The sequence below is a fragment of the Marinobacter lipolyticus genome (assembly GCF_018424605.1).
Classification (GTDB): Bacteria; Pseudomonadota; Gammaproteobacteria; order Pseudomonadales; family Oleiphilaceae; genus Marinobacter; species Marinobacter lipolyticus_B.
Map to the genome: position 1 here is coordinate 47,964 of NZ_QTKT01000007.1, position 23,979 is coordinate 71,942.

The 23,979-nt window shown below is 60.5% G+C and carries 20 protein-coding genes; 11 read left to right on the plus strand and 9 right to left on the minus strand.

What is annotated here, in order from left to right:
• Positions 1 to 195: 195 nt before the first annotated feature.
• The 3 genes from DYI22_RS10990 to DYI22_RS11000 all read left to right on the plus strand — a co-directional run bounded on the left by DYI22_RS10990 (position 196) and on the right by DYI22_RS11000 (position 2,476).
• Positions 196 to 954 (plus strand): transporter substrate-binding domain-containing protein, encoded by a 759-nt coding sequence (locus DYI22_RS10990; RefSeq protein WP_213478096.1) that lies wholly within the window; start codon positions 196 to 198, stop codon positions 952 to 954.
• Positions 955 to 1,044: 90 nt separating this feature from the next.
• Positions 1,045 to 1,716, plus strand: a complete 672-nt coding sequence (locus DYI22_RS10995) for an amino acid ABC transporter permease (RefSeq protein ID WP_213478097.1) — start codon at positions 1,045 to 1,047, stop codon at positions 1,714 to 1,716.
• A gap of 13 nt (positions 1,717 to 1,729) precedes the next feature.
• Positions 1,730 to 2,476: an amino acid ABC transporter ATP-binding protein gene (locus tag DYI22_RS11000; RefSeq protein WP_228300974.1), complete on the plus strand. Its 747-nt coding sequence runs from the start codon at positions 1,730 to 1,732 to the stop codon at positions 2,474 to 2,476.
• A gap of 17 nt (positions 2,477 to 2,493) precedes the next feature.
• On the opposite strand, the gene DYI22_RS11005 is transcribed toward DYI22_RS11000, so the two are convergent.
• On the minus strand, positions 2,494 to 2,982 hold the full coding sequence (locus DYI22_RS11005; protein ID WP_213478098.1) for a DUF2505 domain-containing protein: 489 nt from the start codon (positions 2,980 to 2,982) through the stop codon (positions 2,494 to 2,496).
• A gap of 169 nt (positions 2,983 to 3,151) precedes the next feature.
• Between DYI22_RS11005 and DYI22_RS11010 the strand changes: the two genes are divergently transcribed.
• The 4 genes from DYI22_RS11010 to DYI22_RS11025 all read left to right on the plus strand — a co-directional run bounded on the left by DYI22_RS11010 (position 3,152) and on the right by DYI22_RS11025 (position 7,896).
• Positions 3,152 to 4,504, plus strand: coding sequence for an adenosylmethionine--8-amino-7-oxononanoate transaminase (locus DYI22_RS11010; protein ID WP_213478099.1), 1,353 nt, complete (start codon positions 3,152 to 3,154; stop codon positions 4,502 to 4,504).
• 29 nt (positions 4,505 to 4,533) lie between these two features.
• Complete coding sequence (locus tag DYI22_RS11015) at positions 4,534 to 5,268, plus strand: 16S rRNA (uracil(1498)-N(3))-methyltransferase (RefSeq protein ID WP_213478100.1); 735 nt, start codon at positions 4,534 to 4,536, stop codon at positions 5,266 to 5,268.
• Positions 5,269 to 5,534: 266 nt separating this feature from the next.
• A complete protein-coding gene (locus DYI22_RS11020; protein ID WP_213478101.1) occupies positions 5,535 to 6,764 on the plus strand; it encodes a DUF445 domain-containing protein in 1,230 nt (409 codons plus the stop codon).
• Positions 6,765 to 6,861: 97 nt separating this feature from the next.
• The gene (locus DYI22_RS11025) at positions 6,862 to 7,896 is read left to right on the plus strand and encodes an HDOD domain-containing protein (RefSeq protein ID WP_213478103.1); all 1,035 of its coding nucleotides are present in this window, start codon (positions 6,862 to 6,864) and stop codon (positions 7,894 to 7,896) included.
• A gap of 20 nt (positions 7,897 to 7,916) precedes the next feature.
• On the opposite strand, the gene DYI22_RS11030 is transcribed toward DYI22_RS11025, so the two are convergent.
• Both DYI22_RS11030 and DYI22_RS11035 read right to left on the minus strand, forming a co-directional pair.
• A complete protein-coding gene (locus tag DYI22_RS11030; protein ID WP_213478104.1) occupies positions 7,917 to 9,236 on the minus strand; it encodes a YihY/virulence factor BrkB family protein in 1,320 nt (439 codons plus the stop codon).
• Positions 9,237 to 9,333: 97 nt separating this feature from the next.
• On the minus strand, positions 9,334 to 10,269 hold the full coding sequence (locus DYI22_RS11035; protein ID WP_213478106.1) for a D-2-hydroxyacid dehydrogenase: 936 nt from the start codon (positions 10,267 to 10,269) through the stop codon (positions 9,334 to 9,336).
• Positions 10,270 to 10,344: 75 nt separating this feature from the next.
• Between DYI22_RS11035 and tmpT the strand changes: the two genes are divergently transcribed.
• The 4 genes from tmpT (at position 10,345) to DYI22_RS11055 (ending at position 16,402) form a co-directional block, all read left to right on the plus strand.
• A complete protein-coding gene (gene tmpT / locus DYI22_RS11040) occupies positions 10,345 to 10,998 on the plus strand; it encodes a thiopurine S-methyltransferase (RefSeq protein ID WP_213478107.1) in 654 nt (217 codons plus the stop codon).
• A gap of 596 nt (positions 10,999 to 11,594) precedes the next feature.
• A complete protein-coding gene (locus tag DYI22_RS11045) occupies positions 11,595 to 13,517 on the plus strand; it encodes a PrkA family serine protein kinase (protein WP_213478108.1) in 1,923 nt (640 codons plus the stop codon).
• 39 nt (positions 13,518 to 13,556) lie between these two features.
• Positions 13,557 to 14,846 (plus strand): YeaH/YhbH family protein, encoded by a 1,290-nt coding sequence (locus DYI22_RS11050; RefSeq protein WP_228300986.1) that lies wholly within the window; start codon positions 13,557 to 13,559, stop codon positions 14,844 to 14,846.
• On the plus strand, positions 14,843 to 16,402 hold the full coding sequence (locus DYI22_RS11055; RefSeq protein WP_213478110.1) for a SpoVR family protein: 1,560 nt from the start codon (positions 14,843 to 14,845) through the stop codon (positions 16,400 to 16,402). The genes DYI22_RS11050 and DYI22_RS11055 overlap by 4 nt, the downstream gene beginning before the upstream one ends.
• Positions 16,403 to 16,420: 18 nt before the next feature.
• Here DYI22_RS11055 and DYI22_RS11060 read toward each other — a convergent pair whose 3' ends face one another.
• The 6 genes from DYI22_RS11060 to DYI22_RS11085 all read right to left on the minus strand — a co-directional run bounded on the left by DYI22_RS11060 (position 16,421) and on the right by DYI22_RS11085 (position 23,964).
• Entirely contained in the window at positions 16,421 to 18,517 is a 2,097-nt protein-coding gene (locus DYI22_RS11060; protein WP_228300975.1) for a TonB-dependent receptor family protein, read from the minus strand.
• Between the two features lies 1 nt (position 18,518).
• Positions 18,519 to 19,256 (minus strand): LrgB family protein, encoded by a 738-nt coding sequence (locus DYI22_RS11065; RefSeq protein WP_213478111.1) that lies wholly within the window; start codon positions 19,254 to 19,256, stop codon positions 18,519 to 18,521.
• Positions 19,249 to 19,629, minus strand: coding sequence for a CidA/LrgA family protein (locus tag DYI22_RS11070; RefSeq protein WP_213478113.1), 381 nt, complete (start codon positions 19,627 to 19,629; stop codon positions 19,249 to 19,251). Before DYI22_RS11070 ends, DYI22_RS11065 begins: the two co-directional genes overlap by 8 nt.
• Positions 19,630 to 19,676: 47 nt before the next feature.
• On the minus strand, positions 19,677 to 21,818 hold the full coding sequence (locus tag DYI22_RS11075; protein ID WP_213478115.1) for a TRAP transporter large permease subunit: 2,142 nt from the start codon (positions 21,816 to 21,818) through the stop codon (positions 19,677 to 19,679).
• A 3-nt stretch (positions 21,819 to 21,821) separates the two neighbouring features.
• Positions 21,822 to 22,967, minus strand: a complete 1,146-nt coding sequence (locus tag DYI22_RS11080) for a putative solute-binding protein (RefSeq protein WP_213478116.1) — start codon at positions 22,965 to 22,967, stop codon at positions 21,822 to 21,824.
• A gap of 97 nt (positions 22,968 to 23,064) precedes the next feature.
• On the minus strand, positions 23,065 to 23,964 hold the full coding sequence (locus DYI22_RS11085; RefSeq protein WP_213478117.1) for a bile acid:sodium symporter family protein: 900 nt from the start codon (positions 23,962 to 23,964) through the stop codon (positions 23,065 to 23,067).
• Positions 23,965 to 23,979: the final 15 nt, after the last annotated feature.

Below are 23,979 nucleotides of genomic sequence, written 5' to 3' on the forward strand. Positions count from 1 at the left end.
ATCCAACACCAGCCTCCAAAACGTTTCTCTACTTCACCCGCCAAGCGTTTGATTTTATGCATTTCTCCCGTTAATGGTCTAAGGTGTACTGGATGCAGTTCCATTAACGCTCCCCGGGAGACACCGTCACCAACCGTGACTTCCGGCTTGCCTTATCGGGCAAACGGGGCCTCATAAGAAAGAAAAGGAGAAAGCATGAGCACGAAATGGCTGAAAACCCTCGGAACCGGCCTGGCACTGACTGTGGCAGCAGGAACCGTGAGCGCTGAAACCCTGAGAGTCGTGACCGACCCCAGCTTTGTACCTTTCGAAATGATGGACCAGGAAACCGGTGAAATGATCGGTTTTGACATGGAGATCATCCGCGAAGTGGCGGACCGCGCCGGTTTCGAGATTGACCTCAACACCATGGATTTCAACGGCATCATCCCTGCCCTGCAAACCGGTAACGTGGATATCGCCATCGCCGGCATCACCATCACCGAAGAGCGCGAGGAAATCGTGGACTTCTCCGACCCGTACTACGACTCCGGCCTGCGGATTCTGGTACGTGAGGGCAACAGTGACGTCACCGAATTCGACGATCTGGAAGGCAAGAAAATCGGCACCAAGATCGGCAGCACCAGTTACGACTACCTGGTCAAGAACCTGGACGCCGATGACGGCGTGACGCCGTACCCGGGCAGCTCCGACATGTACATGGCGCTGATGTCCCAGGCAATCGACGCGGTGTTCTACGATGCGCCGAACGTTGGCTACTTTGCCCGCACCAAGGGCGAAGGCAAAGTCACCACCGTTGGCCCTCTGTATGAAGGCCAGCAGTACGGCATTGCCCTGAAGAGTGGCAGCGAGTGGGTTGATGACGTCAACGAGGCGCTCGCAGAAATGAAAGAAGACGGTACCTACAAAACCATCTATGAGAAGTGGTTTGGCCCGATGCCGGAAGGCATGTAAGGGCGACCGGACCCCATCGGTCTGATTCCCTGTGCCGGGGCCTCTTGCCCCGGCAGTTCCTGACTCCAAAACTCTGCGGAGACTCTCACTGTGGAATTCCAGTTTCAGTTCGACTGGCAGGCAGCCATCGACTCAATCCCTTTTCTGATCAAAGGGATCCCCTACACCCTGATGATCTCGTTCGGCGGCCTTGCCATTGGCTTTGCACTCGGCATCCTGTTCGGTCTGCTCAGCATCAACAAGAAATGGTTCCTGCGCTGGCCGGCTACCGCGTACATCGAAATCTTCCGCGGCACCCCGATCCTCGTACAGGTGCTGTTTATCTTTTACGGTCTTCCGGACCTGATCGGCGGCCCGATTGACCCGCTGACCGCCGGTATCGCCGCGATTGCCCTGAACTCCGGCGCCTATATCTCCGAAGTGGTCCGCGGTGGCGTTCAGTCTATCGACAAGGGCCAGACCGAAGCCGGGCTGTCGCTCGGACTGTCTCGCACCCAGACCTTCTGGTCCATCATCTGGCCGCAGGCGTTCCGCCGCATGATCCCGCCACTGGGCAACCAGGCCATTGTCAGCATCAAGGACACCTCGCTGTTCTCGGTTATCGGCGTTGGTGAACTGGTGCGCCAGGGGCAAATCTACATTGCCAATACCTTTACCGCCTTCGAGGTGTACTTTGTGGTCGCCATCCTCTATCTGGCCATTACGCTCTCACTGTCCCTGATTCTCCGCCTGGTTGAACGGCGTGGACTGGTCTCTGTCTGAAGGAACGTAACCCATGACTCAGATTGTGCAAATGAAGGGCATGAACAAGTACTTCGGCAAGCTGCATGTCCTGAAAGAAATTGATCTCACCGTGGAACAAGGCGAAGTGGTGGTCATTATCGGCGCCAGCGGCTCCGGCAAATCCACCCTGATCCGCTGCGTGAACGGTCTCGAGGAATTCGAATCCGGCAAGCTCGAAGTGGACGGCCATCCGCTCGCCCCGAAAAGCGGTAACCCGAAATCACTGGCTGAGATCCGCAAGGAAGTCGGCATGGTGTTCCAGCAGTTCAATCTGTTCCCGCACCTGACGGTGAAGAAGAACATCATGCTGGCGCCCATGAAGGTGAAAAACGCCTCGCAAGTGGTGGCCAATGCCACGGCGGAGCGCCTGCTGAACCGGGTAGGCATCGGCAACCAGGCCGACAAATACCCCAGCCAGCTCTCCGGCGGTCAGCAGCAGCGCGTGGCCATTGCCCGGGCGCTGGCCATGGAGCCAAGGCTGATGCTGTTCGACGAGCCTACCTCGGCGCTGGACCCGGAAATGATCGGCGAGGTGCTGGACGTGATGCGGGAACTGGCGAAGGAAGGCATGACCATGATGGTGGTCACCCACGAAATGGGCTTTGCCCGGGAAGTGGCCGACCGCGTGATCTACATCCACGAAGGCCAGATTGTCGAGGAAGGCAAACCCCACGACGTGTTCGACAACCCGCAAAATGAACGCACCCAGGCGTTCCTGAGCCGGGTGCTGGCGCACTAACTCCGGTATCGCCGCTGCTAGAGCAACTGGCGAGTGATCTGGTACTCCCGCTCAATCTTGGCGCGGGAGTCCTCCACCAGAAACTTCGCCACCTTTTTCCCCAGCAGCGGTACATCGCAGCGCACGCTGAGGCTCACGTGGTTGGTGCACTGCTGGCCGGAACCCTTCAGCTTCATGATGCCCTTGATTTTGGCCGGCACGTTCTCGATGCGCACACGGAATTCGCAGTGCCACTCCCCGTCATCCTTGCGGAACCAGTGCTCCTCCTGACGTACCTGATTCCATTCCCGGTGAAAGCTGGCAAGCATGGCCGGCACAGCGGCGGATGAGGTCACCTCCCGCTCGATAACGAGTTTTCCGAAAGCGTCGTCGCGCTCCAGTTCCGCCACCCGGAGGTTACGCGAGCCCAGCCTGGCGTTCTTCGCCTGGATGTGGGCCTCGTCAAAAAAAGCGCCCAGCACACGGTCCAGGCCGGCTTCGTAGGGATGCTCAAATTCCAGTTCCATCAGAGTCTCCTTATGGGTTTTGGAGAATTCTGCGCACCTACGCGCCCACCGGCATTGGCCCGACGGTCTGCCCCCGATGGCACGGTGGCCAGCCGCCGCTGTTAACTGTAATATCCGCACAGGTTAACCGCCGACAATTTCGAACCTGACCGTCTGACGGAGAATGATCATGCGTAACGCCGACCTCATCGCCCGCGGCCTGAAATCCGTGTGGCACCCCTGCACCCAGATGAAGGACCACGAGAAAACGCTGCCACTGGTGCCCATCCGCCGGGGCGAGGGTGTGTGGCTGGAGGATTTTGAAGGCAATCGCTTTATCGATGCCGTCAGCTCCTGGTGGGTTAACCTGTTCGGTCACGCCAACCCGCGAATCAACGCCGCGATCCAGCAGCAGATTGGTGAACTGGAGCACGTCATTCTCGCCGGTTTTACCCACGAGCCGGTCGTCAACCTGTCCGAGCGGCTGATTGAGGTGACCCCGGAGGGCCTCAACAAATGCTTTTACGCCGACAACGGTTCGTCCGCGATTGAAGCCGCGCTCAAGATGAGCTTCCACTACTGGAAGAACCAGGGCAAACCCGGCAAGAAGAACTTCGTTAATCTGAGCAACAGCTATCACGGTGAAACCCTGGGCGCGTTGGCTCTGGGCGACGTGGCGCTCTACAAGGACACCTATCAGCCGTTGCTGATGGAAGTGCTCACTGCCCCTTCACCGGACGCCTTCAACAAAGAGCCCGGCGAAACCGATGAAGACTATGCCCTGCGCCAGTTCGAGGCCATGGACAAACTGCTGGCCGAGAAGCACGACGAGATCTGCGCCGTGGTGGTGGAACCACTGATCCAGTGTGCCGGCGGCATGCGCATGCACCACCCGATCTACCACACCAAGCTGCGGGAAGCCTGCAACCGGTACGGCGTGCACCTGATTGCCGACGAAATCGCCGTCGGGTTCGGTCGCACCGGCACCCTGTTCGCCTGCGAGCAGTCCGGCATCACCCCGGATTTCATGTGCCTGTCCAAAGGCCTCACCGCCGGCTACCTGCCGCTGTCGGTGGTGCTGACCACGGACGAGGTCTACAACGCCTTCTACGACGACTACGAAACCCTCAAGGCCTTCCTGCACAGCCACAGCTACACCGGTAACCCCATCGGCTGCGCAGTGGCCCTCGCCACCCTGGACATCTTTCGCGACGACAATGTCATCGAAAACAACCGACGACTCTCAGCCTGCATGGCCGACTCCGTTGCCCACCTGGCGGACCACCCCAACGTGGGCGACATCCGCCAGCACGGCATGACACTGGCCGTCGAAATGGTCAAAGACAAGGCATCGAAAACGCCGTTCCCGTGGCAGGAACGTCGGGGCATCCGGGTGTATCAGCACGCACTGACCCGACAGTCCCTGTTGCGGCCACTGGGTAACGTGGTCTACTTTATGCCGCCTTACGTGATCACCGAAGACCAGATCCGCCACCTGGCACAGGTGGCCACCGAAGGCATAGAGATCGCGGTTCGCGACTGAGAACCGCCAGCAACCTGAGAGAACACCCCATGCGCATGCCCCGCATCTACACCGATTCCCCCCTCCACGAGGGGGACACCGCTGATCTGGACGAACAGGCCGCCCAGCACGTCGGCCGGGTATTGCGCATGGCGCCGGGGCAGGAGCTGCGCCTGTTCAACGGTGACGGTAACGATTACCCCGCCACCATCATCAGTGCCAGCAAGAAGAACGTGGCCGTCCAGGTCGGCTCTCCCGAGGCCAATACCACCGAATCCCCCCTGGAGATCGTTCTCGGCCAGACCCTCTCCAAGGGCGACCGCATGGACTATGCGGTACAGAAAGCCGTGGAAGTGGGCGTTACCCGCATCATCCCGCTTACCACCGAGCGCTGCGAGGTCAAGCTCAAAGGCGACCGGGAAGACAAGCGGATACGACACTGGCAGTCCGTGGCCATCAGCGCTGCCGAACAGTGCGGCCGCGCCCGGGTGCCCGAAATCGGCCCGGTGATGGCGGTGAACCAGTGGTTGGAACATACCGCCGACTGCGACCTGCGGCTGGTGCTACACCACCGCACCGAGCGGTCGCTGGCGGCCATCGACAAACCCGCACGGATCGCTTTGATGATCGGCCCGGAAGGCGGACTGAGCGCCGCCGAGATCAGCGCCGCGGAAGCGGCTGGCTTCCTGCCGGTGGCGCTGGGGCCGCGGGTGCTGAGGACCGAAACCGCGCCTGTGGCCGCCATCGCCCTGTGCCAGTGGCTGTGGGGAGACATCGGCAGCTGACCGCACCGACTGTACCGCCGCCTCACTCTGGCGTATCAGTCATTGACACAGGCAAAGCCCCGCAACATTATCCCTGTCGAGAATGAAAACCGTAGAAGGCCGCTCCACAGTCTGGGCTGCAGGACGGGCCGGGTTCTCCAAAACTGTGCGGAGCCATGGATGGCGGAGCCCAAGCGCCGCATGGATGCGCTTGAGCGTGTTTTGGAGAACCCGGCCCGTCCTGCAGCAGGCACCAAGATATCAACAACGAAAAACGCGAGTACTGGATGACAAGCCTGCTTACCAACCCCGAATTTTGGCAATACCTCAGCATCCCGGTGATTGCCGCCCTGATCGGCTGGACCACCAACTGGCTCGCCATCAAAATGACCTTCTACCCGCTGGAATTCGTCGGCAAGCCCCCGCTGCTGGGCTGGCAGGGCATCATCCCCTCCAAGGCCCGGAAAATGGCGGCCATCAGCGTAGACGCCACCATCTCCAAAATCGGCACCGTTGAAGAAATTTTCCAGCAGATCGACCCCAAGGTACTCGCCGCCCACATCGTCCACTCCGCCGATCCCCGCATCGAAGAGTACGTGGACGAAATGATGCTGCAGGAATACCCCACCTTCTGGGAAAACCTGCCCTCCTCCGCCCGCAACATGGTCTACGACCGCGTACGCAAGGCCACACCGCAGCTGGTCGACAACCTGGTGGACGACATCTCCAACAACATTGAAGACCTGCTCGACATCAAGGGCATGGTGATTGACCGGCTGGCGAAGGACAAGCGCCTGCTGAACCGGATCTTCCTGGAATGCGGCGAGGTGGAATTCCGCTTTATCGTCAATTCCGGTTTCTATTTCGGCTTCCTGTTCGGCCTGATCCAGATGGCCGTGTGGTACTTCTACCAGAGCTGGTGGGTGCTGCCTTTCTTCGGCCTGCTGGTGGGCTACGCCACCAACTGGATCGCCCTGAACGTCATCTTCCGGCCGCTCCATGAGAAGAAAATCGGCCCGTTCCGTCTTCAGGGCCTGTTCCTGAAACGCCAGAAAGAAGTGGCCGAGTCTTTCTGCCACATCGTCACCCATGAAATCCTGACCGTTGGCAACATCATCAACGCCATCATCGAAGGCCCCAAGGGCGACCGCGCCCGCAACATGGTGAAGAAGCACATCAAACCGCTGGTGGACGAAACCGCCGGCATGGGCAAAGCACTGACCCAGATGGCCTTCGGCCCCACCGGCTTCGCCACCCTCAAGCACAAGGTGGGGGAGAAGGCGATCGAGATTTCCCAGTCCTCGTTCAACAACCCCATGTTCGAGAAAGACCGGGCGCGTGCCGTGGAATCCATCATGGTGGAGCGGATGATTGCGCTGTCGTCGGTGGAATTCCAGGACCTGCTGCGACCCTGCTTCCAGGAAGATGAGATCAAACTTATTCTGGTGGGCGCGTTCCTGGGGATGATGGCCGGTGTGGGCCAACTGGTGTTTGTGTTTGGCGGTACGATGCTCTGAACCTTGCCGTTTGCCTGTGCATAACCGGAGGACCTCTCTATACTGACGGTACGCGGATGCGTACCTTTCAGCGAGCGATCTAATCCGGAGGCAGTGGATGCCAGGCTTCTTTTCCTGGATATCAGGTTTTTTCTCGTCCCCCGGGCCTTCAGCCCCGATGCCCGAATCCCGGCTGTTCAACCCGGTCAGTCGCAACGAAGCAACCGACGAGCAGGAGGCCGCGCTGCTCCAGCACCTGGAGGAGCACCTGTTTTGCTGGCTGCTGGATTCGCCGCCGTCGGCGGTTCGGGTAGACACCCCCAGAATGGCCGCTGTGCTGGACCAGCTGGAGGACCGGCTCAGAACGTCCGCCATCGAAGAGCTGCCTCGTCAGCCGATGACCCTGCCCATGCTGATGCGCGCGCTTTCCGATGAGTCGTCGGACCGGCAGCGGCTGAGCGATATCATCCTCAGTGACCCCTCGCTGACCGACCAGCTTCTGCAAGTCGCCAACAGCCCCTATTTCCGCCCCGGCGACCAGCCTATCGAATCCGTAGACCAGGCCATCTTTGTGCTCGGCCTGGATGGCATTCGCAACGTGATTTCCGCCGCCGTCATGCGGCCCATGATGGTGGCCCGCAACAGCCGCGAGGCGTTGTTCGCCCAGCGGGTCTGGCGCTGGGGTCTGGCCTGCGCCCGCTCGGCGGAACTGATTGCCAGGCTGCAGGGGCAGGACACCAGCGCTTATTTCATGGTGGGCCTGTTACCGGCGCTGTCCTACATCACCCTGCGGCGGGAACTGCAGCGCATCTGCCGCAGCCGCGGCGGTGCAGAGCCGGAACCGGCGGTGATCCGCCAGGCACTGACGCGGTTCCAGTGGGGCACCTCGCAACTGCTGGCCAATGAATGGAACCTGCCGCCCCAGTATCATGCCTACCTGCTTGCCGCTGAGCGCCCGGCGCCGGCTCAGAAACACACGCCGCTGAACGACGGCATCATCATCGGCACTCGGGAAGTACTTCGACACGCCCATCAGCGCAACATGGCAGAAGACAACCTGCTGACGGTTATTCGTCTGGATAACGACCAGCTGGCCAGGGTCAGGAAAGCCCTGCTGCAGATGCTGGATGGCGGCAACCGGGCCCGCCCCTGACCAGGGCAGGACGGCTTCGGTCAGGGTTTGGCCGGGGCGGCGTTTTCCCCCAACAGGTCAGCAAAGGTTACTGATTCTGTATCGGGCATGCTGTGTCTGAGGCTGTCCGGCAATACCGGGGGCAGGCGATCCACCACCCGATCCTCGTCGTGACGGATGGCCTCGAGCACGCCCGCGACGGTAATCAGGTTCAATGCCCGGCCCGGCGCAAGCTGGTCGCCCTGGGTGCCTGCCAGCGTAAGGAACCCGGCCCGGATCAGCTTGTCACTGATGCTGCGGGTCACCTCACCGGGCACCCGCAATTGCTGCTCCAGCCATTCCTGCTGGGGCGCCCGCCGGCCTTCGCTGAACGGCTTTGCCACCATCCACATCACCGCCAGACCGACCTTTTCCTGCAATTCCGGGGACAACCGGACCTGACTTCGCTTGGCCACCGATCCGGGGTTTTGCAGATAGAACGACAGGCTGGCCCCCAGCAGCAGGATCATCCAGTTCAGGTAGATCCAGATCAGCAGGATGATACCGATGGCAAAACTGGAATAGATTGCCTCGTACTTTGCCGAACCCGCCACGAACGAGGCAAACAGCATCCCCGCCGCCTGCCAGGACACACCGGCGACCAGGCCGCCGATAAAGGCATAGCGCAGCTTGACGCGAGTGTTGGGAATGAACACATAGACAAAGGTAAAGGCCCCGACCACCAGCAGGAACGGTGTGAAACGACTGATTGTAATGATCAGTGAACCAAACGGTTCGATTTCCATCAGCGTCTGCACGAAGCGCGACGAGAAGATGGTCGCGCTGATGCCAATGGCCGACACCATCAGCAGCGGACCGACCATAATCACGCTCAGGTAGTTGCTGAAGCGCTGGGCCATGGAGCGCATGTCCGGCACCCGCCAGATCATGTTGAACGACCGTTCGATCTTCTGCACCAGAGAGATGACCGTGTAGACCAGCAACGCCAGGCCCACCGACCCCAGCACCCCGACTTTCATGTTGTCGACAAAGCCGAGCACCTGCTCCGCCAGCTCAACCCCCTGCGGCCCCATGGGCTGGAAAAACTGATACAGGAACGGCTCCATACGCTGATGCACACCCAGCGCCTTGAGTACGGAAAAACTCAGGGCCAGCAGCGGCACAATGGAGAGCAGCGTGGTGTAAACCAGGCTCATGGAGTGCAGGGTGAGATTGCCACTGATCACATCCCTCGCCAGCGCGTAGAGGCTGCGCCCGGTTTTATAGAGCCAGGTCCAGGGCCACCGCTCGGGCGGATTGGGATTGGCAAGGATCCATTTTTCGGCCGCGTTAAGCCGTTCTTTCAGCTGGAAGGAAGCCACACAACATCCTGTTTTCTCGTGATATGCCCAGAGTATGGGCGGTTCGCCAGAAGATTCAACACTTTGACGACACAGTCCGCTCCTTTGGCCGGAGCATTCAACCGGCAGACGCGAGATTGTCCGCCGTAATCTCCACAATTCGCTGGCGTGCCTCGCGGCTGGCCCAGGCGGAATGCGGCGTGATGATCAGGTTGGGGATATCGTCCGCCAGCAACGGGTTGCCATTGCGCGGCGGCTCCTCGGTGAGCACGTCAAAACCCGCGCCGGCAATGGTGCCGGCCCGCAACGCATCAGCCAGTGCCTGCTCGTCTACCAGCCCCCCGCGGGACGTGTTGATCAGCAACGCATCCCGCTTCATTTTCTGCAGCTCTTCGGCGCCGATCAGGTGGCGGGTCTCGTCGGTCAGCAGGCAGTGCAGCGACAGCACATCCACCTGGGGCAACAGCTCGTCCAGAGGCACCCGCGGGTAGCCATCAACCTCCCCGCGTTCCTGCCCGGGCCGCGCCCCCAGCAGTATTTTCATGCCAAACGCTTTGGCCCGCTCAGCCACGCCCTGCCCCAGGTCACCATAGCCGATAATGCCCAGCGTGCGGCGTTCCAGTTCCATGATGGGGTGGTCCATCAGGCAGAACATGGGGCTGGTTGCCCAGCGCCCGGCTCTCACATCCCGGTCGTAGTCCAGCAGCCGGGTTGCCAGTGCCAGCATCAGCGCCATGGTATGCTGCGCCACCGTCGAGCGGCCATAGTGGGTGACGTTCATGACCCGGATACCGTGTTCTTTCGCCGCCGCCTGATCAACGTTGTTGAGGCCCGTCGCCACCACCGCGATGGTGTTCAGTTCCGGGCAGGCTTCAAAATGCTCCCGCTTGAGGACCACCTTGTTGACGACCACGGTATCAAAGCCACGAATCCGCTCCTGCACCTGATCCGGAGCCGTTCGATCGTGCTTGACCAGACCGCCGGTCACCTTTTCAAGCGACGACAGGTCGACGTCACTTCCGAGTGTATCTGCATCCAGGAACACCGCTTTCATTCGTTTCTCCTTCACCAAGACCGTCACAGATTAGGGTAGACTGAAACAAACCGCCAACAGAAGGATGGGCTGACGATGGAACACGAATTCTGGCACGAGCGCTGGGCGAAGAAGGAAATCGGCTTCCACGAGGGCACGATCAACCAGTACCTTTACGAGCACTGGCCGGAACTGGCCGGCAACGGCAAGGAGGCGGTACTGGTCCCGCTGTGCGGCAAGGCCCACGATATGTGGTGGCTGCACGACCGGGGCCACCCCATCATCGGCGTGGAACTCAGCGACATCGCCTGCAAGGATTTCTTCGAGGAAGCCGGCGAGAAAGCCATGGTGCGCCCGGGGGAGCCCTTCACCCGCTTCAAACACGACGACCTCGAGATCTGGTGTGGCGACTTTTTCCAGCTGGTGCCCGATGACCTCAAACACGTCCGCCTGGTTTACGACCGCGCTGCCCTCATCGCCCTACCGCCGCATATGCGCAAAGGGTATGTGGAACATCTGACGGCGGTGATCCCCGACGGCACCCGCATCCTGCTGATCACCCTCGACTACGACACCGAAATCAAGGGCCCGCCGTTCAATGTCAGCGACGACGAGGTGCGCGAGCTATATTCCGACGACTTCGAAATTGAACATATTCTGACCAACACTCTCGCCAAAGATCATCCTTTTACCAAGCGCAAGGGGCTTTCTGGGGCTACTGAGAGTGTGTTTCGTCTGGTCAAGAAGTAGCCTGGTCGGTTTGGGGGATCGGCGACTACGAGGGGATCCTTTTTTGAAAATGGCCGCTTAAACTCGCTGCGCTCAGACAGGCGGTCATTTTAAAAAAAGGATCCCCACATATCCGCCTCGTCTGACCAACTACGGTTACCTAGCAAAGACGACTACCACTAAGATTCTCCTTGGCTTTTTGTGGCCCCAGCCCTTTCCGATTTCAGAGTTTCCTACCCCCTACCTTTTGGTCTTTAAGTTGGCCTACCTGATTGAGTTTGCAGGAGTGTGGGGGTGGTCCTTTGTGCAAAACACCGCCTGTCTGAGCGCAGCGAGTTTAAGCGGAGTTTTGCACAAAGGACCACCCCCACGCTCCCTCCCCCTCAAACCGAAGCAACAGAATTTAATGAACCTTAACCGTAAAACCACTGTCGAAGTTCCCGAGCCTGAACTAAGCTCAAAATAACCAGACCGAGATCAAGCGCCCAGCGTACATCAGTCTGGAGTATCCAATTCTTCCAACCATAACTACTTACACCGCCCAGATTGGCGGAGCCAACTGCAACGGGGAAATTGCGTGAACTGAAAGCTGAAGAACAGCGAGCGAGGGGCCATCTATGAGCATACTGCAGCACTTCAAAGACCGGTATGAAGCGACTCAGGAAGAGGAATACTCTCTTGAGGAATACCTGGAGATCTGCAAACAGGACCCAACGGCATACGCCACTGCCGCGGAGAGGATGTTACTGGCGATCGGCGAGCCAGAGTTGATTGATACTTCCCGTGACTCCCGGCTGTCACGCATTTTTTCCAACAAAGTCATCAAACGTTACCCTGAATTCTCCGAGTTCTACGGCATGGAAGACGCCGTGGAAAACATCGTTTCCTTCTTCCGCCACGCCGCCCAGGGGCTCGAGGAAAAGAAACAGATTCTCTATTTGCTGGGCCCGGTGGGCGGCGGCAAGTCCTCCCTCGCTGAAAAGCTCAAGTTCCTCATGCAGAAGGTGCCCTTTTACGCCATCAAGGGCTCGCCGGTGAACGAATCGCCGCTGGGGCTGTTTGATCCGGCGGAGGATGCGAAGATTCTGGAAGAGGAATATGGCATCCCCTCCCGCTACCTGAAATCCATCATGTCCCCCTGGGCGGTCAAGCGCCTGCACGAATACGGCGGTGATATCAGCCAGTTCCGGGTGGTGAAGAAGTATCCTTCGGTGCTGGATCAGGTCGGCGTATCCAAGACCGAACCCGGGGACGACAACAACCAGGACATCTCCGCCCTGGTGGGTAAGGTCAACATCCGCATGCTGGAGGACTATTCCCAGGACGATCCGGACGCCTACAGTTTCAGCGGCGGCCTGTGCAAGGCCAACCAGGGGCTGATGGAATTCGTGGAGATGTTCAAGGCCCCCATCAAGGTGCTGCATCCTTTGCTGACCGCCACCCAGGAAGGCAACTACAACACCACCGAGGGCATGGGCTCGGTGCCGTTTGACGGCATCATTCTCGCCCACTCCAACGAGTCGGAATGGCAGACTTTCCGCAACAACAAGCACAACGAGGCGTTCCTTGACCGGGTCTACATCGTCAAGGTGCCCTACTGTGTGCGGGTAACCGAAGAGATCGAGATCTACAAGAAACTGCTCAAGCACAGCTCCCTGTTCGGCGCGCCCTGCGCCCCGGATACCCTGGACATGCTGGCGCAGTTCTCGGTGCTGTCGCGGATCAAGGAACCGGAAAACTCCAGCGTGTTCTCCAAGATGCGGGTGTACGACGGCCAGAACATCAAGGACACCGATCCCAAGGCGAAATCCATTCAGGAGTACCGCGACGCCGCCGGGGTCAACGAGGGCATGGACGGGCTTTCAACCCGCTTTGCCTTCAAGATTCTCTCCAAGGTGTTCAACTTCGATACCGCGGAAGTGGCCGCCAACCCGGTGCACCTGCTGTATGTGATCGAGAAACAGATCGAACAGGAGCAGTTCCCGCCGGAAACCCAGGAGCGCTACCTGCGCTTCATCAAGGAATTCCTGGCGCCGCACTACGTCCAATTTATTGGCAAGGAAATCCAGACCGCGTATCTGGAGAGCTACAGCGAATACGGCCAGAACCTGTTCGATCGCTACGTGACCTATGCCGACTTCTGGATTCAGGATCAGGAGTACCGGGACCCGGAGACCGGCGAAATCCTCGACCGCTCGTCCATCAACGACGAGCTGGAGAAAATCGAGAAGCCCGCCGGTATCAGTAATCCCAAGGATTTCCGCAACGAAGTGGTCAACTTCGTACTGCGGGCCCGGGCGAACAATCAGGGCCGCAATCCGTCCTGGCTCAGTTATGAAAAACTGCGCAGTGTGATCGAGAAGAAAATGTTCTCCAACACCGAGGACCTGTTGCCGGTTATCTCCTTCAATCCGAAGGCCAGCCAGGAAGATCAGAAGAAACACAAGCAGTTCGTCGAGCGTATGGTCGATCGAGGCTACACGGAGAAACAGGTACGGCTTCTGGCCGAATGGTATCTGCGCGTCCGCAAGTCTCACTAAGTCAGTGAAGGTTCACTGAACTGGAGTAAAGCTATGGGTATGACCCACATAGTCGACCGTCGGCTGAACGGCAAAAACAAGAGCGCAGTGAACCGGGAACGGTTCCTGCGCCGGTACCGCCATCACATCAAGAAAGCCGTGGCCGACGCGGTACAGCGCCGGTCCATCACCGACATCGAGCGCGGCGAGAAGGTCAGCATTCCCTCCCGCGATATCGAGGAACCCATTTTCCACCACGGCCAGGGCGGCAATCGCGAGGTGGTTCATCCCGGCAACAAGGAGTTCGTGACCGGAGACACCGTGCCCAAGCCACCCGGCGGTGGCGGCAAGGGTCAGGGCCAGGGACAGGCCAGCCCGGATGGCGAGGGTATGGACGAATTCGCCTTCCAGATCACCCAGGAGGAATTCCTGGAATTCCTGTTTGATGACCTGGAGCTACCCAACCTTGCCCGAAAGAAGCTCAAGGACACCGAGGCCTTCAAGTACGTACGCTCCGGGTTCTCCACCCAGGGTGTGCCGGCCAAACTGGATGTGGTGCGCTCATTGCGGGGGGCCCACGCGCGGCGGCTGGGCCTGGGTGGCGCCCGCAAGAAAAAAATCCGCGAACTGGAAGAGCAACTGGCTGCCCTGAAGTCCGCACCGGACGACCTTGACCCCGCCTTCAGCCACGAAGACCAGATTCAGATTCTGGAAGAGGAAATCACGCGGCTGAAAGCCAACGTGAAACGCATTCCATTCATTGACGAGATCGATCTGCGCTACCGCCAGCACCTGAAGCAGCCCAAGCCGGCCACCAGCGCGGTGATGTTCTGCCTGATGGACGTGTCCGGCTCGATGACCCAGATGCACAAGGACATCGCCAAGCGCTTCTTCATCCTGCTGTATCTGTTCCTGAAGAAGAACTACAAGAAGATCGATGTGGTCTTCATCCGCCACCACACCAGCGCCAAGGAAGTGGATGAGGAGGAGTTTTTCTATTCTCGGGAAACCGGCGGCACCATTGTCTCCAGCGCCCTGAAGCTGATGCACAAGATCATCGAATCCCGCTACTCCCCGGCAGAATGGAACATCTACGCGGCCCAGGCCTCCGACGGCGACAACTGGAACGACGATTCCCCGGTGTGCGGCAAGCTGCTGGCCGATAACATCCTGCCGCTGGTGCAGTACTTCGCCTATGTGGAGATTACCCCGCAGGACCATCAGATGCTCTGGTACGAGTACGAGAAAATACAGGAGCAGTACCCCCAGAGCTTTGCCCTGCAACAGATTGCCGATCCCGGAGAGATCTACCCGGTGTTCCGCCAGTTGTTCGAGAGGAAAGCCGCATGACTGACATCATCGACCGTCCCAACGCCCCGGACTTTGAGCCGCCCGGTACCCGGGAGCCCATTTCCACCAGTTCGGAATGGACCTTCGACCTGATCCGGCAATACGATGAAGAGATCGCCAAATGCGCGGCTGAGTTCGGTCTCGACACCTACCCCAACCAGGTCGAGGTGATCAGTGCCGAACAGATGATGGATGCCTACAGCTCCGTGGGCATGCCAGTGGGCTACAACCATTGGTCCTTCGGCAAACAGTTCCTCAGCACCTCCAAGGGCTACCAGCGGGGACAGATGGGCCTGGCCTACGAGATCGTGATCAACTCCAACCCCTGCATTGCCTACCTGATGGAGGAAAACACCCTGCCGATGCAGGCGCTGGTGATTGCCCACGCCTCCTACGGCCACAACTCTTTTTTCAAGAATAACTACCTGTTCCGCACCTGGACCGACGCCAGTGCCATCATCGATTACCTGGTGTTTGCCCGTCACTACGTGGCGGAGTGCGAAGAACGCCACGGTGTGGACGCGGTGGAAGAAATACTGGATTCCTGCCACGCGTTGATGAACTACGGCGTGGACCGCTACAAGCGCCCCGCACCGATCTCCGCTTCGGAAGAACTTCGCCGCCAGAAGGAGCGGGAAGAGTACCAGCAACGTCGGCTGAACGATCTGTGGCGCACCATTCCGAAGATGGGCGATGACGACGACCCGATCCACCGCAAGAAGCGTTTTCCGGATGAGCCGCAGGAGAACATTCTGTACTTTATCGAGAAGAACGCGCCGCTGCTGGAAACCTGGCAGCGGGAAATCATCCGCATCGTGCGCAAGCTCGCGCAGTATTTCTACCCGCAGCGGCAGACCCAGGTGATGAACGAGGGCTGGGCCACCTTCTGGCACTACACCCTGATTCACCGCATGTACGAGAAAGGCCTGGTGAACGATGGCTTCATGCTCGAGTTCCTGCAGAGCCACACCGCCGTGGTGTACCAGCCGCCGTTCGACAGCCCCTGGTACTCCGGCATCAACCCCTACACCCTGGGCTTCTCCATCTTCACCGACCTGCGGCGGATCTGCGAAAACCCGACCGAGGAAGACCGCCACTGGTTCCCGGATTTCGCCGACACCAACTGGGTGGAATCCCTGCATTTCGCCATGAAGAACTTCAAGGATGAAAGTTTCATCCAGCAGTTTCTGTCTCCCAAGGTGATGCGCGACCTCAAGCTGTTCTCGATCCAGAACGACGACCAGGAAGATTTCTATCGCATTACCGCGATCCACGATGACCCCGGCTACCGCATACTGCGTGAGAAGCTGGCGCGCCAGTACAACCTCAGCTATCGGGAACCCAACATTCAGGTGTGGAACGTGGACGTTCGGGGCGACCGTTCACTGACACTGCGACACATCCCCGTGGACCGGGTGCCGCTGGGCCAGGAAACCGAGGAAGTGCTGAGGCATGCCCATCGGCTGTGGGGCTTCGACGTGCATCTGGAAAGCGTTGATGAAGGGGTTGTGGTGGAGGAATACCACTGCCCGCCCCATGAGATCGAAGACGACTGAGCCATCGTCAGGCGTGGTTCAAAACTGCCACTCCAGCCCCGCATACACTGTCCGACCCGGTCCCGGCTCGAAGTAACCGCGCTGGTCGACCGGGCGGTCAGCGTTGGCGTTAATGCGAACGTTGGCAAAATAGTCTTCATCCAGCAGATTGCGGATGCCGGCGTACAAGCTGAGGTTCTGGTCCGCCAGCCGCAGGCTGTCGCCGGCGCGCACGCCCACCAGCCAGTAATCGCTGACCCGGGTCTGGTTACTGTTTTCCGCGTACAGGTCGCCCACATACTGCCACTCCAGCGCCGCAAAGCGACGGCCCTGCCCCCGCCACTCCAGTTCGGTGACCCAGTTCTCCCGCGGCAATCCGGGCAGGCGATTGCCACTGGCATCGTTGCCCTGTTCGTCGGTGAACTCGTCGAGCTGGTAATCAGCGATGGTCAGCGCCGAGGTCACCCGCCACGTGTAGGAAATGTCCCAGCCCAGCCCCAACTCGACCCCATCCCGGCTGGTACGGCCGGCATTCTCGTAAAAGGTGCGCCCGTCCTGCTCGAACGGCAGGATCTCGTCGTCCACGCGGATGGAGAACAGCGCCAAGTCGTAAGTTACGCCGCCACCGATCACACCCCGAAGCCCCACCTCGCGGTTGAGGGCTTGCTGGGGCTCGATATCCGGGTTGAAGCCGCCGCTGCCATCCGGATTGGCGAACTCGGTGAACGTCGGGGATTCGAACGCCGTCCCCACCGAGCCGTAGATCTGCTCACGCGGAGCCAACCGATAACTGACCCCGGCCACGCCACTGACCTCGCGGAACGTGCGGCTGCCGGAATCATCGCCATCTTCCAGCCGGTGATCGTCAATGGAGAGTCTGAGGCGGTCGATCCGGCTGCCCAGGGACACGCTTAGCCGGTCCGTCAGCGCCAGGTCGCCCTGGGCGAACACGGCGGCAGTGGTGGCGTTCTGGGTTTCATCCTGGGTCTGGCCCGTTACCTGGCCTTCAAAGGACACCTGATAGCGGCGGCGCTCATCGCGCTGCCGTTGCAGATCCGCGCCTACCATCCAAACCAACGGCAACCCTGCCAGCGTGGCCTCCTGCTGATAGGTGGAACCGATTCCGTAGAACTGCCGGTCGTAGGCCACCCGACTGGCGCCGGGAAACGGTAGCTGCTGGGCAAAGTCACGGCGGCTGAAGAAGGTATTAACGGTCAGTTGGCCCGGAACGGCGACCGCTTCCTCAAGCTGAAGTCCCAGTGTCTGCTGATCGACACTCTGGCCCGCATCCAGCTGCTTTGCCAGAAAGGTGGCCTGGTTGCGGTCCTCTTCCACCTGGGCCCGGGTCAGGCCGCCGGGGTCTTCGGATTCTGGGTTGTGCAGGGCGTTCAAAGTGGCCGTCAGACGCCTGCCGGGGGCCAACTCGTGGCTCAGCCGCCCGTTGAACAAACCCTTCTCCGCAGCACTCTGCTCGCGATGGCCATTGACGTTAAGCCACGACAGGGTGGCGATGGCACTGGTAGCAGCGTCTGCGCCATTGGCCTGGACAGCGGCCTTGCGATAATCGTCACTGCCACCGTCAAGGCGCAGGCGGGTACCCGGCGGCAGCTCATCGCCGCGCGCGGTGGTCACGTCCAGCACGCCGCCAGCGGCATTGCCATACTGCACCGACGACGGCCCGCGAACGACCTCGATACGCTGGGCCGAATCGAGATCCACCGCATCAATCTGCGACTGGCCATCCGGCAAGGTGTAGGGAATGCCGTCCACCTGCAGCCGTATGCCGCGAATACCGAAGGGCGCCCGGGCACCAAAGCCGCGGGTGGAGAGCCTGAGGTTCTGGGCAAAATTGTAGCGATTCTGGAAGAACAGGCCGGGCACGGTATTGAGGGATTCGTCCAGTTGCAGACGCTGCTGGCCCCGGCGAATAGCAGGCGCATCCACCACGGTGACGGCCGCCGGCGTTTCGTACAGATCGCGAACCAGCCGCGACGACGTCACCTCCAGCACCATGTCGTCAGGGTCTGCCCCGTTGCCCACCTCCTGGGCCACCACACTGCCCACCGACGAGGCGCCCAGCAGTATGGTGAACGCTCGCCTCGTGTGGCCCCGGTAACGGTCACGACTTTTTATCAAACTAGCCCCCAGCCAACCCTTGCATCATATCCACCAGCCACGGCACCACCAGCGCGGTGGCAAATGCGGACAACGCCATCGCCAGCCCGGAAAAAGCGCCCATGCGCGGGCTCACCTGGAACGCCCGGGCAGTGCCGATTCCGTGGGCCGCAACGCCCATGGCAATGCCCCGGGCGGTATCGTCTTTCACACCGATCCATTCGAACAGCTTGGTGCCAAGCACCGCGCCGGTGATGCCGGTGATCACCACCAGCACCGCCGTCAATGACGGCAGACCGCCGATTTTCTCGGCTATGCCCATGGCGACCGGTGCGGTGGCGGATTTGGGCGCAAGCGACATCTGGATCTCGGGCGAGCCGCCCAATAGCCAGGCCAGCCCAATGGAACTGGCGGCGGCAATCACCACGCCACAGACCAGCGAGAGGGTGATCGGCAACCACAGTTGTCGCAGCCGGGAAAACTGCTGATACAACGGAACTGCCAAGGCCACCGTGGCCGGCCCCAGCAGAAAGTGCACGAACTGCCCGCCTTCAAAGTACTCGTCGTAGGTCGTACCGGTCACCAGCAACGCCGCAATCAGCAGGGCAACCGAGGTCACCACCGGGTTGGCCAGCGGGTTTGAGCGGGTCCGCAGGTAAAGTCGATACGCCAGTCCGTAAGCAACCAGCGTCATGGTCAGCCCCAACAGGGGTGAAGCCGAGAGATAGACCCAGATATCCTTCAGGCCAGGCTCAGTCATCCCCCGGCCCTCCGTTTTCCAGCGGCCCGGCGAACCAGCGGCTGGTCACCTGCATGATCAGCGCGGTGGCAACCATGGTGATGATGGTGCTGAGCAACAGCGCCAGGGTAATCGGCAGCCATTCCTCGGCAATGCGACCGAAGTGCACCATCATTCCGACACCAGCGGGTACGAACAGCAGGGACAGATGGCTCAGCAGCGCCGATGAGGCCTGGTCCACCGCCGCCGGGGCGCGGCCGCGGATCAGCAGGGTCAGAAACAGCATGACCATGCCCAGCACCGGGCCTGGAATCGGCAGGCCAGCGAGCCGCACCGCCACCTCACCTACCAGTTGATAGACCAGTAACAGGGTAATGCCGTTAAGAAAATTCATGCCTGCACTCCGACGAATTCACCAGCGTTCCAGCCAGAGCATAGTCACTAACCCGCTGACTGGATACCCAACATCAGTCGGAAACCGCCGTCCCACAGGGCGGGCAAGTAGGTAACCGCGATCAGTGTCGTGCCCATCACCAGCACCGGCAGAATGAATCGGAAATTTCGTTGCCAGAAGGAGCCGTACAGGCTCTCCGGCGAGGTTGGCACCCCCACCACCTGACGGGTCAGCAGATGATTGAGCGCCACCGGCGGGGTCAGGTATCCCATTTCAAACGCCAGCACCGTCATCACCCAGAAATGCAGGGGGTTAATGCCGTTATTGAGGGCAATGGGCGCCAGTGTGGCGTTCACCAGCAGCACCGCGCCATAGGGGTCCATGATCATGCCGATGAATACCAGCAAGCCCATCAGCAGCGTCAGCGTCAGCCACACCGAGCCCAATTGTTCGGGGAACATCTCCAGCAGACCGGAGCGTTCGATCAGCCCCCCGACACTCACCGACAGCGCCATCAGCATCAGCAACGCACCGATCAGGGCGCTGGATTCGCGGGTGGCGCGCAGCACCGACGATACGAACCCGGTTGGCAGCGGCATACCGGCAGCCTGCAGCGCTTCATCGGCATCGGGATCCGCGGACCTGAGCACCCGACGCTCAAACGCCAGCACCAGCAGCAGGATCAACGGCAAAATCGCTGGCGCGGAGAACTCGTCCAGCCCCCGGTCCAGCAACACATTCCACAGCAGTATCACCCCGGCGAAAATGGCCACGTAAGGCATCAGCGGCACCAGCGCGCGCAGCATGCCGGGCACTGCCTCCCGCAACGGGGCGATGCGCCCTTGCGACGGGCCGCCGATCAGAAATACGTAAACCGCATACACCGAGGCCGTCAGCAGCAGTACCCTGGCGCCGGCGCTGAACAGTTCATCGGTGGTCACGCTGTTGTTGAGGGTGGCCACGATCACCACCAGCAGACAGGGGCGCAGCATGGTGCCCATGGACCCGGAGATGGCCGTGGTGGCCAGCGCCAGTTGCTCCGACGTCCCGGCGCGCCGCAGCTCCCGGTAAAGCGTGAGGCCCGCCGCCAGAATAAAAATACCGGACGCGCCACTGTAGGCGGTGGGCAAGGCCGTCAAAAGCAACACCGTCACACCCAGCCATTTCGGCGGCAATCGCCAGGGCCGCAGCACGTCAAATACCTTGCGGGGGAGATGCGTGCGGGCGAGCAACATACCCACCCACACATACAGGCCAAGATTCAGAAACAGCGCCGACAACTCCGCCATCATGGTCAGATAGACCGCAATGCCGTGGTAGAAGCCGTGAAATGCAAACTGGATTGAGGCAGAAATGCACATGACGCTGTACAGCGGCACGCTCAGCAAGGCCCTTGGCCAGCTTCCGCCTGGAGGCAGCTCGCCCCGCGGCTGACGTAGCTGCAACAGGGAGATCAGGGTGAGGATGCCGAACCCCGTCACCCAGATATCGTGCATGAACAGGTGCGCAAGGGGCATGCCCGCGTCGGCCTGGGCCAGCTCCTGCTGCCGGTAGATCCAGGTGGACGCGGTCAACAACCCGTTGGCCACCAGCTGTGACACCGTGGCCACCCGGTCATCGCGGCGGCTTTCCACGGGCCGCAGGGCAATGTGCTGGCGCCCCAGGGTTGCGGCGGCCGCGCAGAACAGCAGCATCAGCCCCAGCAGCACCCGGCGGTTGCCGGTTACCAGCAACACCGCCTGCGCCAGGCCGGTCTCCATCAGGGCGAACGCCTGAACGCCGGGGCCATTGAGCGACTGAAGTCGCTCCCACTTTTCCAGCTGTCTTTCGCAGGCGCGTGAGGTGGCCATCACCGAGGCACGGATCTGCTCCCGATCGATCTGGTCACCGAACACATCGGCAAAGGGATCGGCGGATTTTTCCGCCTGTTTGGCGGCAACGGCCAGGTCCACGGCGGCGTCCGGGTCAACCACCACCTGACAGTCCGGCGCACCAACCTGATCGATCACCCGCAGGTTGAAGTACTCAGGCCAGGTGGCACCGCCAATTTCCAGCAGGCGCGAGTGCAGGGTCTCGCCCACCGAGGCCAGCAGGGTGAGCACGAGAATGACCAGCATCGGCAGGCTGGCCAGTGTCTGCGGCCACACGCCGCTTCGCGACACCGGCTGAACACGGGATTCGGCGGTCATGGCTTATTCCACCGGATTGCTGCACTCCTCACGACTACCGTCAGTACGGCATCGGATTTTGCGCTGCAGAGTGAGCATATCGGCGCTGTAATACCCCTGTTCGCGCAGTTCCAGCCGTGCCTGCTGCATCAGGGCGTCGTATTCGCGGCGGTCCTGCGGGGGAATTTCAATCCACCATTTGTCCGGCACCTTGTCCTCTTCCATGCGGATACGGCTGATGATCTCATCGAAACCCTGATAGAAAGCCTCCCGCACGAACTGCGCCAACTCATTGGGAATAACTTCTTCGCGGCCGATCAGCTGCATGGTGATGTGGGTCAGCGGCAGATCAATAATGCCGCCATCGGGCTCCAGACCTTTGTGCAGCTCCAGCACTTCGTAGGCCGCGAGCGGCGCAGCCAGCACATCCACCACACCGGTGTTGAACATGTTGGGAGCATTGACGATGTCCGCCACCACCGGTGTTGCACCCACACCGGCGATCATTTCCGCCTGGGTGGGGTCGTAATCCAGCACCACCACCCGTTTGCCGGAGGCCTTGGCCAGGGTGTTGATGCTGCGATCATTGACAAACACATGGGCGGCGCCGCCGGGCGCAATGCCCATCACCACGTAACCGTTACTGACCATGCGGTCGGCACTTCGGGGGTCAGCCATCAGCTGCAGGCCCAGCCGCATCTGCTGCCGCTCGGGGAAACCACCAATGGAATCGAGGGTGCCGGTGTACTGGTTGAACAGCCGCGCTCGCAGCCCACTCATCAGGGCCGCGTCGCAGGTGCCGGATTTAAGCTCTTCCACCATCACCGATTCACTGGTGTAGGGCACCATGTCCACGTTGATGCCGTACTGCAGGATCTTGCGGCGCTGATCCTGGGCCGCCGCGTAAATGGGCCCGGAGCGGCCAAAAATGTCCCAGATGCACACCCGGTAGACCCGTTCTGCGTCCGGCTCCAGGCCGGTCAGTTCCTGCATGGCCTCAATCCGCTCGGCCAGCGGCAGGCTCTGGTCGTAGATCGTTTCCCGTAAACGGCTGTCGGACCAGGCCAACACCGGCACCAGCATCAGCATCAGCAGCAACAGGGCGAACCATGGCCGGCGCGCGGCAAAGTGACGATGAAATACGAAGGGAGATGGGGCGAGCGATGTCATTGTTATTATCCTGAGTTCGATGTTTCAGAAGCTCAGGGTATCAGCGATCGTTGCCCGCCCCTCTGTCTCTGGTGGCAGAGGGGCACGGGCATTTCTGTCAATCCGCGTGGGGCGACGCCGGCGCTTTCACCGAGGACTGGGGGATGATACTGCGACCATACATGGCCAGTACAAAGCCGATCGGGAACATCAGCACACCATAGACCGCGGCCGGAATGGACATGGCACTGGATTCCAGCAACGTCAGCGTGACCATCAGCGCGATGGTGCCGTTTTTTACCCCGAGTTCTACGGCCACCGCGAGAGACTCCCGCTGGGTCAGCCCGGCCACGCGACCGGCCAGCAATCCCAGCGCAATGCCGGCAACGTTGAGCAGGATCGTCGCTGGCCCGGCCTGTTTGAGCAGATCCCAGATCTGGTCGCGCACCCCGACGATCAGCCCGACAATCAGGATGGCCAGCACCACGCCACCGAAGATACTGACCACGCTTTCCGCTTTTTTGGCGAGCACCGGGTTGCGGGTGCGAACCACCATGCCCAGCGCGACCGGAAACAATACGATACCGACCAGCATGCCCACTGTCTTCCACACCGGCAGCACGATGGTTTCCTGGGTTCCCATGTAGAATTCCAGTGCTATGTTGGTGAACAGTGGCAGGGTCAGGATGGTGATCAGGCTGGCGCTGACGGTCAGCACAATGGACAGGGCAATATTGCCCCGCGACAGCAGCACGAACAGGTTCGACGTGGTGCCCCCCGGGCAGGCGGCAATGATCACCAGCCCCACCGCGATCGCCGGCGGCACCGCCAGCAGTGTAGCCAGCGCGAACGCGATCAGCGGCATCAGCAGAATCTGCGCCACGGTTCCCACAATCATGCCTTTCGGATACACCGCCACCAGGCGGAAATCCCGAACCGTCAGGGTCATGCCGATACCGATCATGATAATGAACAGGGCAATCGGTAACCCGGCAGAAATCAGCGGACTCGACTCCACAGTGCCTCCACATTG